We start from the raw sequence: 11,731 nt of genomic DNA, 5'->3' as shown, positions 1-11,731 counted from the left end.
ACCTCCCGCGGTCATGATACATAGTCTCCGTTATAGCTGATCAGCACCGCATTCTTAACGCCATTAATTTCCGTGACGCGATTGACGAACCGCGGCTCGCTGCCGGCCAGTCTCAGCTCCAAGGTCAGCTCGATATTGCCGGGCGTCACAGTCTTCTGCTTCACGCTATGTCTCTTCACGGACCGGGACATGCAGCCGTACAGCTCGGATTCCGCCTGTTCGCCATCGCAGTTGACGACGAGCAGATAAGGCGTCTCGAGCGACGTTTTCTTCGAGAACAGGAACAGCACAAGACCGACGACAATCGAACCGACAATAGCCAGCGTATAGAATCCGGCCCCGGTCACAATCCCGACCGATACGGACCAGAACAGGAAGATCAGATCCGCCGGATCCTTAATCGGCGTCCGGAACCGCACGATGCTCAAGGCGCCAACCATCCCGAGCGACAAGACCAGGTTCGAGTTGATCGCCATAATAATGAGCGACGTAATCAATGATAGGCCAATGAGGGAGATGTTGAAGCTTTTGGAGTAGAGCACCCCGCTGAACGTCCGCTTATACAGCATGTAAATAAACAGCCCGAGCGCAAAGGCGATGGCCAGCGTAATCACCATTTGCATTACGCTGATGTCCGATTGAAAATTTTTCAGAAAACTGTTTTTTATCATATCGGAAAAGGTTATTTTCGTCGTTGAATCCATTATTGGTCCTCCCATATACTCGTTTTGATGAACTTCCTGCAAATCACATACTTGGATGCGGACTGCCGCTTCAAGCCTTCCAGCTGCAAGGCGGCTTGCACATACTCCGGGAGATACTCGTCATACTTCACTTCCATAACGACGAAGTTCTCATCGAGCGCAGGGATGACAGCCACATCCCGGCTTAACAGATCCGTGGCATTCAGTCCTGTCTTCAGCTGCTTATCGAACGTAATTCGAACATTGCCCGTCCAGGCGATGTATGCTTCTCTCACATAATCGACGATGACCTTCGGCCGGAGAAGCCGATGCTTCATCTGCCGGTACATCTCATAGAGCAGCGGTCTGTCCGGCTGGTTGAGCGCCTCGATATCGCCCGCGATGATCGATTGAAGCAGGCCGGGCGACAGCTCTTCCTTCACCTTCGCGATATAATCGTCTCTTTTGATTTTCTTTTCCAATTGAATCCGGTTGCCCTGCAGGTTATAGATGCGGATCCTCCACTTCTCCCGATTCCGTATGCCGCCCAGCTTGTCATGGAGGGCTTTGTTGTTAATATCGTCGAAGTACAGGCTCCGAATATGATATTCGCCCGACGGCCCGGCATGCGGATCCGTCTGCATTAGGTTCTTCAGCCGCTGCCGGATGACCATGTATTGATGCGCGTTGGCGTAGAACTTCTGCTCTTGGCGGAATTTCAATGCAGTTCCCACTTCCTTCACCTCCTTGTTTATCTGTATAGGGCAAGTATAGAGACGCCGTTTGAATTTCTTGTGAAGGCCGCATGAATTTTACGAGAAAGATAAAAAAGACCCGGATATCCGAGTCTTTCACATAAAATGGATGTCGAACCGCACGCCTTCCGACACATTGCGGATGTGATAGCGCAGTCCATGCATATCAAGTATTTTTTGGACAATATACAAGCCGAGGCCGCTGCCTCCGGTTTTGCGGTTTCTTGATTTTTCTACCCGGTAAAAAGGCTCGAAGATGCGCTCAAGCTGGGAGGGCTCTATATGCGCCCCTGTATTCAATATACTGAGCAGCAGGCCATCCCTGCCGCTCCGCCGCAGCGAGACGCCAACCGTCTCTCCATCCCCGGAATATTTGACCGCATTGCTCAACAGATTGGCTACCGCCCGGGAGATAAGCTTCTCATCCGCTTGAATATACAGATTCGGCTCGATGTCGATATCGAATTCCAGTTGCTTGATGTCACGGAAATAAAGGAACTGGTCGAGGCTGCGCTGAATCAGGGCCGACAAATGAACCTTGCCGATCCGCGGCTTGAAATCAAAGCTCTCCAACTCGGAAATGTTCAAAATCTCGTGAACAAGCTTCTCCATCTCCTTCATAATCTCATACGACTGCTGCAAATATTTATCCCGATCCTTGTACGAACCGATCTGATGCAGCATCCCCTCCAGCTGGCCGGATACGGCGGTGATAGGCGTCTTCAATTCATGAGAGATCGTGGCGACGAATTCGCGTCGCTTCTGCTCCTGCTCCCGCTCCTTCAGAATATCATCCCGCAGCTTCTCATTGGCTTGCTTCAGCTCGCTCATGCTCGTCTGCAGATTGCCGGCGAGAATGTTCAGATTGGAGGACAGCTCGCCCAACTCGTCATTAGAATGAATGGTGGACGGCAAGGTGAAATCAAGCTGGGCCATCTTGGAAGCCACCTGATTCAGATGGATCAGCGGCTTCGAGAGCAGCTTCGAATAGATCGCCGCGCCAATCATCGCAATTCCGAGGATGACAATGGACATATAGGGCAGGAACATCAGAATGACCTGGGATGCTTCATCGATCGGCTGAACGGGAGAGTAGACGGACAGCTTATAGTCCCCTGCCTGATCGGCGAACTGCACCGTCTCCTCAAGCGAAATAAAGTTCCCGCCATCCTTGCCTCCGTGCTCCCCGGGCCGGAGCGGTCCGTCCGGGCGAAAGGGAGCTGCCCCGGGCGGCTTCGGCCCGCGCATCAATTCATCAATGAACGCCGGATCCATCGAGGCAGGATTGGCTGGATAGACCACCTCCCCCGCCGGATCGCGCAGCACGACGCGCACATTGTTGGCAAATTCAAATTGAAGCAGCAGATTGGCCGCCTCATTTGCATTCACGGCGTCCAGGCTCCCGATCAAGGACTGGACCTTGCTGCTTACGTTGGCTTCCTTATACTTATAGTAGTAACTGGGCAGGAGGAAAAACAGGGTCAAATATAAAATGAGGGCGGACACGATAAGCAATGCCGACGTGATGCCGAAAATTTTGAAGGCGATCCCCCGCTTCCTCATCCGTTCTCCCTCTCCATCATATAGCCCAGCCCTTTCACCGTCTTAATATAGGGAAGCCCGATTTTTTTGCGAATGTTCTTAATATGAGCATCCACAATACGGCTGTCGCCATAATAGTCGTAGCCCCAGATTCGCTCCAGCAGCATCTCCCTCGTCATCACTCGGCCGATGTTCTCCAGCAGCGCCTGCAAAATCTCGAATTCCTTCATCGTCATATCGATCCATTCCTCATTGACATACACCTTATAGCTGTTCAAATCGATGCGCAGCCGCTCGAACGTCAAGTCGTTCACCGGCAGCGCCGGATTACCGTTCTTCGCTCTTCGCAGCACCGCCTCCACACGCTTGACCAGCACGTTGAAGGAGAAGGGCTTGGAAATATAATCGTCCGCCTCCAACTCGAACGCCTTCACTTGATCCTGCTCCTCACTTAATGCCGTCAGTATAATAATCGGAACCGCAGATTGGGCCCTGCGGATCATGCGGCAGAGCGAGAAGCCGTCGATATTCGGAAGCATCACGTCCAGAATCACCAGATCGTAGCCGGTCCGCTCCATCATCCGCCAAGCCTCCAAGCCGTTATCCGCAACATCGACCCGGTAGGAATGGGCAGTGAGAAATTCTTTAATCAATTCCTGAATATATCCGTCATCCTCAACGACAAGAATATGCTGCGACATGGCCTGTACCTTCTTTCTGCATACTAGTGGCGGCGGGAAGCGGCATGGCCGGCTGCGCGCCGCCGTGTCGCCCCCATTATACGATCGCAATGTGAAATTCAGATGAATTGTTGGCGGGAAATGGGGTTATTTCCTTCTTATTATTTCCCCGGCAACCGCAGAAATTGACAGGAGATTCGCGGCCATGACAGCATTTTGCCGACATGATGAACCAGCTCATGACAAAAAAAGCATGCCGGCGCTTTTCCCGATCCTGCTATTGTAAAAAATCACGACATGCGCAAAAAAGAGACCCGGCATCAAGCCGGGCCATTATGAATGACAGTCACAATTTTATGCTTTTGTAGGCTTTTCCTCAATCCGGTAACAGCATTTGACATCCCCGTCCGCCATGCATTCCAGCCGCTCCACCTTGGCATCCAGCACTTCCCGGAACAAGCTCAGCTCGCAATGGCATGCCTGACGGTAACGGCACGCTATCCGGGCAATAGGGCAATTCGCTTCCTCGAACAAGAACGATCCGTCATCCAGCTTATCGACCGTGACCATATAGCCTTCCCGGTTCTGGATGGCGGCCAGGCTGGCAACCCGTTCTTCCAGGCTGCCTCCGGTCATCGCGGCGCGATGCTTCTGCTCCAGCTTCTCCTGTCTTCGCTCGAACAGCTCGCGGATGACGGATTCCCCGAACATCTCGCTCATCTCGTCAAGCAAATCTGTCGCCAGCGCATCATATTGATTCGGGAACAGCGCCTCGGCGGAAAGCGTAAGCCGGTATACGTGAATCGGCCTGCCGACGGGCTGCCGCTGCACGGCCGCCTCAATGAACCGCTCCTCCTGCAGAGCGTAGAGATGTTTCCGAATCGCCATCTCCGTTAGTCCGAGACGCTGCGATATGTCCTGGACGCGGATCGAGCCATGCTTCTTCAGCAGCAGCAATATTTTCCGTCTCGTCTTCTGTTCCCGTTCAGGAGCTTGACATTGTCGCATCGGTATCTCCCTTCTGCAGACGGAATTAGCGGACAGCTTCGTTATAGCGGCGGTTCACTTCCTCCCAGTTGACGACATTCCACCAGGAAGACACGAAGTCTGGCCGCCTGTTCTGGTACTGCAAATAATAGGCATGCTCCCATACATCGACGACCAGAATCGGTGTCTTGTTCTCCGCCAACGGCGTATCCTGATTCGGCGTGCTCATGACCTCCAACTTGTCTCCATTGACGACGAGCCAGCCCCACCCCGAACCGAATCGGCTTAACGCGGCCTTGGTCAAATCTTCCTTCAACTGCTCAAAGCATCCAAAATGCTTCTCGATCCCCTTGGCGATATCCCCTTTGGGCTCTCCTCCGCCCGTCGGACTCATGATGGACCAATACAGGCTGTGCCCGTAGTGCCCTCCTCCATGATTGCGGACCGCGGTGCGTATGTCTTCCGGTATATCATTCAGGTTACTGAGTAAGTCTTCGACCGTGGCGTTCTTGAATTGAGGGGAATGGCTCAGCGCCTGATTCAAGTTCGCGACATACGCCGCATGATGCTTCTTATGGTGAATTTCCATGGTTCTGGCATCCAGGTAAGGCTCCAGTTCATCATATCCATAGGACATTTCCGGCAGAGTGAATTGTTCCATTCGCTTGGTCTCCTTTCCCAATTAACAGAATTCACCTCTGATTATATAGCAAGGGAAATATTTTGTACATATCTAAATATTTTTGCTTAATGCAACTTTATAGGCAAGATCCTTCCTGTCAAACAGGAGAAATCGCATTGATTTTTACCTGATGAAAAATTTTGTTGCTAGGGAAACACTTTTTGATTATGATGAACTAAGTTTACGATGTATTGGGAAAAGGAGTTGGCGTTATGCTGGATTTGCCGCGCATTCTGATCGAAGGCGCTTTATTGTCTGCCGTCTTTTTGACGGTCCTGCTTCTCTCTCTTGCCTACAATCCGCGAATATGGCTTCAGGATTATCCGCCAGATATTCAGCGGGCGGCCCCGCCCCGTACTCCGACGGAGAGAAAACAGTTTACGGCAGTCGGAACACTCGTCATGCTGCTCATTTTCGTTCCGTTTGTCACTTCGATTTATTTCTATGGAAACGAGGTTACGTTTTGGAGCGCTTTTCTTCATCTGTTCCTTGTCTTCAACATGGTCAGCTTGGCTGACTTGATTATTCTCGACTGGCTTATTTTTTGCGCGATTACACCGAACTTCATTGTAATACCGGGAACGCGGGGCGCGGCAGGCTATAAGGATTACCGGTTCCATTTCATCGGCTTCCTGAAGGGGGCGGTTATGTCGGCGATATTCTGCCTGCTGCTTGCGGGGCTGCGAGTGGCTATAACGTATTTATAGAGAAGTCAAGGAGCGGCAGTTATCGTGATGATACCTGCCGCTCCACCCATTTCGGGATATGCGGTTCGAAGTAGGTTGCAATTTTTCGAGCCTCTGTCAGTACCAGCTTGATCCCGGTCTCTTCCTTGTACCAGTCCGCTCTGTTCACGCGCGTGCCGTCTTGCTGGACACAGAATCGAACGGTTGGCGGAAAGACGGCCTGATACGTCATCAGCGCTCGTCTCGAGAAATACGCTTTGCAAACGAGGATGGCCCGGTTTACTTTCAACTGGCGCTCCTGAATCACCCTCCAGGAATTCCTCGCGTTATCGAACGTGTTTTTCGCTTTGTCTTCCCGCAGGATGGCATGCTCGGGAACCCCCAGCGAGACGCCAATCTGCCGCAAATGCTCCCACTCGGTCCGATCCAGCTTCGGATTATAGCCTCCGGACGGCAGGACGAAGGGAGCATATCCCTCGTGATACAATTGCGCGGCGATGGCCATCGGCTGCGTATGACTGCCGCCCGGAACCAGTATGATATCAGCAGGCTGGGGCTCTTCTTCCGGAACGAACACAAGCTCGGTGAGACAATCAAACGGATAGTTCAACCTGCGTTACCTCCTGTATGCACATGCCCCATAGCCTATCCTTTGCACCTTGGCAATACTCATCTTGTTCATCTTATTCATCACTCGCTTCATCGGGATACGGATGCGTATCCTCCTTGGATTGTTTGTGTTGTTGCCGGCATCGCTTGGTTTTATCATACTTCATTTCCATTTCTTCTACGACACTTTGAATGAACAAAAACGGAAGAACCCCGATCCCCATTTCACCATAACCGAGCCACTTCAACACCTTCATCATCCGCTCCATCTCCTTTCCGCACGGCGCCAACCAGAATCCCTGTTCACGGTTTCTCTTCCGGCCTTTCCCCATGGCTTTGATTTGTTCTTCACCTTATTCAACTGTTGAGAAAAGGTGCAATCCAATCATCAGTCCGTTGAGGAAATAGAAACAGAAAAGGAAGCTGTGCTTGAGCCCGCCCAGGCTGGCCATGAAGGAAGGGAGGCATCTGTTTCATTTTCTTCAACAAAATTTTGAGCAGGCAAGCACTTTTTGCAACAAAGGTGAATTATAATGCTCATAACTGGATGGAAATGACTAGGAGGTGTTGAAGAAACATAAAGCAACAGCCAGTTTGAACCGATAGAGGAAAGGCGTGGTGAGATTAGAATGTAAACCAAGCTTTGCTTTGATGATGACTACATGAAAAAAGGAGCTAACAAAAAATGACATCATGGCTTATGATTGCGGCGTTAACCTTTTCGTCGAGCATCGATAATTTGGGAGTCGGCTTGTCCTATGGCGTGCGGAATATTCGCATCAATTTGCTCTCCAATCTCTTTATAGCCGTCATCTGTTTTCTCTTTAGCATGTGCGGCATCTATTTCGGGATGTTCATTGCCACCGTGCTGCCCGGAATCCTTCCGGTCGTGCTGGGCGCCTTCCTGCTCGTGGTGATCGGTCTGCGCATCATCCTGATGGCCGTTCCGCGCAAAAATCAACATCCTGGCAGCCGCCAGGAAGCACCCAGCCCCAAGAGCATTGGCTTCGTTGAATCCGCGGTGCTCGGCGTCGCCCTGTCAGCCAATGCATTGACCAATGGCGTCGGAGCCGGCCTGCTCGGTTTTTCCCCGCTGCTGATCTCGATATTGGCGGCGGTCGGAAGCTTTGTCACCGTATGGGCCGGAGTGGCTTTCGGCATCAGACTGACGCATGTCCGCATCGGCAAATTTACCGTCGGGCAATTCGGGACCTTGATTAGCGGGATGCTCTTATTGCTGGTGGCCGTTGGCGCGTTCCTAGACTAGCAATCCCGCTTCCATAAAAAAGCCAAAGGCTTTGCCCAACCAAAGCCTTTGGCCCATATGGGATTAGATTTAAAAATGAACTTTTTGCCCCGTTTTCCCGGATTGGTAAATCGCCGCAACCATTTTCTGCGTCTTCAATGCCTCTTCCCCGGTAATATGCAGCGGAGCGCCGTTAACGACCGCATCGTAGAAATTGCCGATTTGATGAATATGGCTAATGCCCCAATACGATTTGACCCCTTCGCCATAATCGATCAGGTTGGTGCGATCCGAATCGCGGCTGATTTCCGTGCCGTCGTCATAGAAAATACTGCCTTTCTCGGCCCGGATATACGCTTTCCCCTTCTCGCAATGCAGCTCAATCTCGACAGGAGCGTCATAGCTGTGATAGTTCATGGCATAGAAGGAGGCCATGACCCCGTTTCTAAACTGGATCACCCCGTCAGCCACGTCTTCAACGTCAATCTTTTCGTGCGTACGGTTTTCAATATGAGCGGAAATGGCCGCAATATCGTCGCCAATGAACCATCTCATCAAGTCCAGCGTGTGAATCGCCTGGTCAATGATGACCCCGCCGCCTTCCTTGTCCCAGGTGCCCTTCCAGTCGCTTAAGCTGTAGTACTCGTCCGATCGCTTCCATGTAACCGAGCAGCGGGCTCCCAGGACGCGGCCCAGCTTGCCGCTGTCAAGCGCTTCCTTAATCAGCACCGATCCGGGATTGTAGCGGTTTTGGAAGATGACGCCAAAGGTAACGTTGTTCCGGCGGCACGCATCAATCATCGCTTCCGCATCTTCCACGGTAATGCTCATCGGCTTCTCCGTGATGACATGCTTGCCTTTTTCTGCCGCATACATAACGACTGGCGCATGCATATGGTGCGGCGTGCACACATGAACAACGTCCAGGCCGGCTTCATCAATCATTTGTTTATAGTCCAAATAATAGCCGCAGTTATATTGCTTCGCCGCTTTTTGCGCCCGCTCCTCTTTGACATCGCACACAGCCACTAGCTCAGCAAGTTCATTTAACTCTACAGACTTGGCATGCATCGGAAAAATATTGCCGCAACCCACGATGCCAACACGTTTTTTTGTCATGAATCGTCCCTCCATCCTTGTATCGCATTCGACTGGAACGCTGCAACCAGATGATTCACCTCTATCATATCTCGGGATGGCGGAACTGCCCATGAATGATATCGGTATTACCTGAACTATTTTGCTGCCCTTGGAAGCGTTCGCTTCTCCCGGCGCAGAATTTCGACGCATCCTGTCATGCACGCTTCCGCCTGTTCCCGCTGATAGCTCGGATGAAAAGGATTCATAAACCCGTGTCCGGCCGGAATGACCTCAACGCGTGTCCGCCCTGTCTCCCTCAACTGCCGCGCTAATCCAGCGACTTCGAATTGCTCCTCGTTTGCAAAATACAGCAAGGCAGGACAACCTCCAGCAGCACATCGCCAATATATTGGCGCATCAGTTTGTAGCCTTGATTGCCGTAATAAGGGCAATTCGTGAGCCACTTCGGAAGCGGCTGAAGAAAGCCTTCCACCAAATAACGATCTTGATAGCCGCGGGAACCTGAAGACAAGCAACGGGACGCTGGGCATGGAGCCCTCCCCCAGGCGAGAAAATGGAGTCGACCCGATCTGCGTGGGTATAATGATAAAAGGTGAGCATTCCGCCAGCCAGATCAAGCGCCTCCTTTTCCATTTCCACATAGTCCCCGAGCCGCAAGCCTTCCTGCTCCAGGAACTTCTGTCCTAATCTTGTCATCGCCAATCCCCTTCCTTCGCCATCTTAAGCTGACCATGCACGCAGCTAGTGTCTTTTGCCTGGCTGGAAGCCTTGTTCGCTCAATTCCATCAGCCACGCTTCCAATGTATCCCGGATGACGTATCTGTCTCGCGAGGAGAACTCTTTATAAATCTCCCATGCTTCATTGGCAATAACCAGCCGGTACTGCCCTTCACGGCTCGAATCGGGATACCAGCCCAAATCGATGATGCATTTATCCTCCCTTGGAATCTCCCAACGACCCTGATGAAGCGCCATTTTGTCAATCTGAAGCAGATCCTCGGTGAAGTATGTCCAGTTGCCAAGCATATCGCTGTCCACCGCCATTTCCGGATCGACATCATAAAATTTGTTATATCCTACCGCAAAACCTTGAGGTATGCGCAGCGGCATCAGTCTCACCATTTTCATCCCTCTGTTCGCTGATATAATCTTTTCTCATAGATTAATATTTCTTTGTTATTGCCGTTCGTTTTCGAGTCGATCCTTTTGAAGCCATGCCGCATCCAGAAGAGGTGGGCCCGCGTATTTTTCGTCACGACTCCGATTCTGTACTTGCTTATGCTCTGACTTTCCATGAGCTCTTCAAATAATTGCACGGCCTGCGCGCCGTATCCCTGCGACTGCAGATCGCCGCTGATCACCAGGAGCCCCAGCCAGGTGCATTGATCGGCCGGATTCACCGGCAAATATTCGAGGATGCCAATATAGTCCTCATTCTCCTTGACCAGCATCCGCTTGGCGCCGATGAGATGGGCCTGCTGGATATCTGCCAGCACTTCTTCTCTTGGTATGATCTCTTTATTTCTGGATGCCAGATTAAATAAAGGATTGGAATTAATAATAGCTTCTTCGATATCGACTCGCTTCGCCGATGTTTTTTCAAACGATAACATGTTTGCCATCCTTTCGAATGCATGCTGTCTCAAATTCCCCAACTTTTCGTGTCATGTTTATCCTGCTTTGTTCCCCACCGCGATCCAGCGGCCATCCACATCCTCGAATACGAATTCATGATTGTTGTAGTCCGTCGTTGGCAATGGACGCACGATCTTAATTCCTTGGCCAGCCAGCTCGCGTTCCAATTCCAGTTGGTCATAGGCGATGAAATAGGCGTCATATCCGTACCCGTGAACGATTCGATTAGGGATGACAGCGTCATGTTGCGATTGCGTCAACACGATCTCGATACCGTCTCTATACAAGCATACATGCGGCTCTGACGATTCAAGGTAATACACCGCCCTGAAGCCGGCAAGCTCATAAAATGCCGCTGTCTTCGCCATATCCGGCGTCGGAAAAATTTGCAGGCAATGCGAGAAGTCTCTGCTCATAGTCAACTACTCCTTTTTCGGCCGATTCAGCGGATATCCGTATCTATCTCGGTATTGCTTCCGTTCAGCGGTGAAATCCCACCATTGCCTCGAACCATCGCGATGCCGGGCGAAATCAACGATCAGCCGGCATTGATCCTCCACGCACGGGTCGATCTCGAAGCCGTACCGTTGCTCCAAGGCGTCAAATAACTGCGCCCCATCCTGCTGCTTCAGCTCTTCCAGTGAAAAATATCCTAACTCTACCATATCGCGGGCGAATTGCGGACCGATGGATGGAATTCGTTGAAATTCGGCCAAGGCTCGCAGTTCCCTGGTTCTTGGCTGCGACAAACGCAAGCGCGAACAGAGCTCCTCCACGGAATAATCCGCGAGATCGGCGATTTTTATCTTTTGCCGCTTGAACGCCGCCCGCTCCTCCGCCGTCAGCTCAAGCTTGGGCGTTTTTTTGCCGTTCATTTGCATCACCAGCTTTCTCTCAAGTGACCAAAGGTTACTCCATCCTTTTTCGATTCAATTCCGTTCCTCCAGCTTCCGGTTCATATCTTCTATCGAATGCTGAATGGACTCCATTCTTCGCAATGCAGCGTATTGATTTCCTATGATTCCAGCAAGTCCCACGATCAGAATAATCACGATCAATATCGTCATCAGAACTTCCCCTCCTTGTTCTCGTCGCAAGGGACGAGCCAAATCCCTTATCCCTTCC

Annotated in this window: 18 protein-coding genes; 2 read left to right on the top strand and 16 right to left on the bottom strand. The window is 51.4% G+C overall.

Features of this window, described 5'->3' with window-relative positions:
- Positions 1-11: 11 nt before the first annotated feature.
- The 6 genes from ABD76_RS22050 to ABD76_RS22025 all read right to left on the bottom strand — a co-directional run bounded on the left by ABD76_RS22050 (position 12) and on the right by ABD76_RS22025 (position 5,308).
- Positions 12-704, bottom strand: coding sequence for a DUF4956 domain-containing protein (locus ABD76_RS22050; protein ID WP_197259231.1), 693 nt, complete (start codon positions 702-704; stop codon positions 12-14).
- Positions 704-1,417, bottom strand: a complete 714-nt coding sequence (locus ABD76_RS22045) for a VTC domain-containing protein (protein ID WP_197259230.1) — start codon at positions 1,415-1,417, stop codon at positions 704-706. Before ABD76_RS22045 ends, ABD76_RS22050 begins: the two co-directional genes overlap by 1 nt.
- A 117-nt stretch (positions 1,418-1,534) precedes the next feature.
- Positions 1,535-3,001, bottom strand: coding sequence for a sensor histidine kinase (locus tag ABD76_RS22040; RefSeq protein ID WP_197259229.1), 1,467 nt, complete (start codon positions 2,999-3,001; stop codon positions 1,535-1,537).
- Positions 2,998-3,681 carry a response regulator transcription factor gene (locus ABD76_RS22035; protein ID WP_197259228.1) on the bottom strand — a complete coding sequence of 228 codons (684 nt, stop codon included), beginning with the start codon at positions 3,679-3,681 and terminating at the stop codon, positions 2,998-3,000. Before ABD76_RS22035 ends, ABD76_RS22040 begins: the two co-directional genes overlap by 4 nt.
- Before the next feature lie 333 nt (positions 3,682-4,014).
- The gene (locus ABD76_RS22030; protein ID WP_197259227.1) at positions 4,015-4,668 is read right to left on the bottom strand and encodes a helix-turn-helix transcriptional regulator; all 654 of its coding nucleotides are present in this window, start codon (positions 4,666-4,668) and stop codon (positions 4,015-4,017) included.
- Positions 4,669-4,693: 25 nt separating this feature from the next.
- The gene (locus tag ABD76_RS22025; RefSeq protein WP_197259226.1) at positions 4,694-5,308 is read right to left on the bottom strand and encodes a superoxide dismutase; all 615 of its coding nucleotides are present in this window, start codon (positions 5,306-5,308) and stop codon (positions 4,694-4,696) included.
- A gap of 233 nt (positions 5,309-5,541) precedes the next feature.
- Between ABD76_RS22025 and ABD76_RS22020 the strand changes: the two genes are divergently transcribed.
- Positions 5,542-6,036: a nitroreductase gene (locus ABD76_RS22020; RefSeq protein WP_197259225.1), complete on the top strand. Its 495-nt coding sequence runs from the start codon at positions 5,542-5,544 to the stop codon at positions 6,034-6,036.
- Between the two features lie 19 nt (positions 6,037-6,055).
- Here ABD76_RS22020 and ABD76_RS22015 read toward each other — a convergent pair whose 3' ends face one another.
- Together ABD76_RS22015 and ABD76_RS22010 are read right to left on the bottom strand one after the other, a co-directional pair.
- Positions 6,056-6,625 carry a YdcF family protein gene (locus ABD76_RS22015; RefSeq protein ID WP_197259224.1) on the bottom strand — a complete coding sequence of 190 codons (570 nt, stop codon included), beginning with the start codon at positions 6,623-6,625 and terminating at the stop codon, positions 6,056-6,058.
- Positions 6,626-6,698: 73 nt separating this feature from the next.
- Positions 6,699-6,884: a hypothetical protein gene (locus tag ABD76_RS22010; protein WP_197259223.1), complete on the bottom strand. Its 186-nt coding sequence runs from the start codon at positions 6,882-6,884 to the stop codon at positions 6,699-6,701.
- A 425-nt stretch (positions 6,885-7,309) separates the two neighbouring features.
- Here ABD76_RS22010 and ABD76_RS22005 point away from each other — a divergent pair, with 425 nt between their 5' ends.
- Positions 7,310-7,891, top strand: a complete 582-nt coding sequence (locus tag ABD76_RS22005) for a manganese efflux pump (RefSeq protein WP_197259222.1) — start codon at positions 7,310-7,312, stop codon at positions 7,889-7,891.
- Positions 7,892-7,960: 69 nt separating this feature from the next.
- Here the strand turns inward: ABD76_RS22005 and ABD76_RS22000 are convergent, their stop codons facing one another.
- The 8 genes from ABD76_RS22000 to ABD76_RS21965 form a co-directional block, all read right to left on the bottom strand.
- A complete protein-coding gene (locus ABD76_RS22000; RefSeq protein ID WP_197259221.1) occupies positions 7,961-8,989 on the bottom strand; it encodes a Gfo/Idh/MocA family protein in 1,029 nt (342 codons plus the stop codon).
- 116 nt (positions 8,990-9,105) lie between these two features.
- Positions 9,106-9,324 carry a hypothetical protein gene (locus ABD76_RS21995; protein WP_197259220.1) on the bottom strand — a complete coding sequence of 73 codons (219 nt, stop codon included), beginning with the start codon at positions 9,322-9,324 and terminating at the stop codon, positions 9,106-9,108.
- Between the two features lie 43 nt (positions 9,325-9,367).
- On the bottom strand, positions 9,368-9,667 hold the full coding sequence (locus tag ABD76_RS21990) for a hypothetical protein (RefSeq protein WP_197259219.1): 300 nt from the start codon (positions 9,665-9,667) through the stop codon (positions 9,368-9,370).
- A gap of 45 nt (positions 9,668-9,712) precedes the next feature.
- Positions 9,713-10,093 (bottom strand): hypothetical protein, encoded by a 381-nt coding sequence (locus tag ABD76_RS21985; RefSeq protein WP_197259218.1) that lies wholly within the window; start codon positions 10,091-10,093, stop codon positions 9,713-9,715.
- 2 nt (positions 10,094-10,095) lie between these two features.
- The gene (locus ABD76_RS21980; protein WP_197259217.1) at positions 10,096-10,584 is read right to left on the bottom strand and encodes a GNAT family N-acetyltransferase; all 489 of its coding nucleotides are present in this window, start codon (positions 10,582-10,584) and stop codon (positions 10,096-10,098) included.
- A 57-nt stretch (positions 10,585-10,641) separates the two neighbouring features.
- Positions 10,642-11,022: a VOC family protein gene (locus ABD76_RS21975; RefSeq protein WP_197259216.1), complete on the bottom strand. Its 381-nt coding sequence runs from the start codon at positions 11,020-11,022 to the stop codon at positions 10,642-10,644.
- A 6-nt stretch (positions 11,023-11,028) separates the two neighbouring features.
- On the bottom strand, positions 11,029-11,481 hold the full coding sequence (locus ABD76_RS21970) for a helix-hairpin-helix domain-containing protein (protein ID WP_242069716.1): 453 nt from the start codon (positions 11,479-11,481) through the stop codon (positions 11,029-11,031).
- Positions 11,482-11,535: 54 nt separating this feature from the next.
- The gene (locus ABD76_RS21965; RefSeq protein ID WP_197259215.1) at positions 11,536-11,673 is read right to left on the bottom strand and encodes a hypothetical protein; all 138 of its coding nucleotides are present in this window, start codon (positions 11,671-11,673) and stop codon (positions 11,536-11,538) included.
- Between the last annotated feature and the right edge of the window lie 58 nt (positions 11,674-11,731).

The organism is Paenibacillus dendritiformis (assembly GCF_015845845.1).
Taxonomy (GTDB): domain Bacteria; phylum Bacillota; class Bacilli; order Paenibacillales; family Paenibacillaceae; genus Paenibacillus_B; species Paenibacillus_B dendritiformis_C.
Note: the sequence above shows the minus strand (reverse complement) of the source record. Positions and strands in the feature narration are given on the sequence as shown.

Bases quoted from the DNA above. Each gene is read 5' to 3' on its own strand.
- ABD76_RS22035 (WP_197259228.1), bottom strand. From the start codon at position 3,681: ATGTCGCAGCATATTCTTGTCGTTGAGGATGACGGATATATTCAGGAA.
- ABD76_RS21985 (WP_197259218.1), bottom strand. From the start codon at position 10,093: ATGGTGAGACTGATGCCGCTGCGCATACCTCAAGGTTTTGCGGTAGGA.
- ABD76_RS22025 (WP_197259226.1), bottom strand. From the start codon at position 5,308: ATGGAACAATTCACTCTGCCGGAAATGTCCTATGGATATGATGAACTG.
- ABD76_RS22050 (WP_197259231.1), bottom strand. From the start codon at position 704: ATGGATTCAACGACGAAAATAACCTTTTCCGATATGATAAAAAACAGT.
- ABD76_RS21970 (WP_242069716.1), bottom strand. From the start codon at position 11,481: ATGAACGGCAAAAAAACGCCCAAGCTTGAGCTGACGGCGGAGGAGCGG.
- ABD76_RS22005 (WP_197259222.1), top strand. From the start codon at position 7,310: ATGACATCATGGCTTATGATTGCGGCGTTAACCTTTTCGTCGAGCATC.
- ABD76_RS22010 (WP_197259223.1), bottom strand. From the start codon at position 6,884: ATGATGAAGGTGTTGAAGTGGCTCGGTTATGGTGAAATGGGGATCGGG.
- ABD76_RS22020 (WP_197259225.1), top strand. From the start codon at position 5,542: ATGCTGGATTTGCCGCGCATTCTGATCGAAGGCGCTTTATTGTCTGCC.
- ABD76_RS21980 (WP_197259217.1), bottom strand. From the start codon at position 10,584: ATGTTATCGTTTGAAAAAACATCGGCGAAGCGAGTCGATATCGAAGAA.
- ABD76_RS22000 (WP_197259221.1), bottom strand. From the start codon at position 8,989: ATGACAAAAAAACGTGTTGGCATCGTGGGTTGCGGCAATATTTTTCCG.
- ABD76_RS22040 (WP_197259229.1), bottom strand. From the start codon at position 3,001: ATGAGGAAGCGGGGGATCGCCTTCAAAATTTTCGGCATCACGTCGGCA.
- ABD76_RS21965 (WP_197259215.1), bottom strand. From the start codon at position 11,673: ATGACGATATTGATCGTGATTATTCTGATCGTGGGACTTGCTGGAATC.
- ABD76_RS21975 (WP_197259216.1), bottom strand. From the start codon at position 11,022: ATGAGCAGAGACTTCTCGCATTGCCTGCAAATTTTTCCGACGCCGGAT.
- ABD76_RS22030 (WP_197259227.1), bottom strand. From the start codon at position 4,668: ATGCGACAATGTCAAGCTCCTGAACGGGAACAGAAGACGAGACGGAAA.
- ABD76_RS21990 (WP_197259219.1), bottom strand. From the start codon at position 9,667: ATGACAAGATTAGGACAGAAGTTCCTGGAGCAGGAAGGCTTGCGGCTC.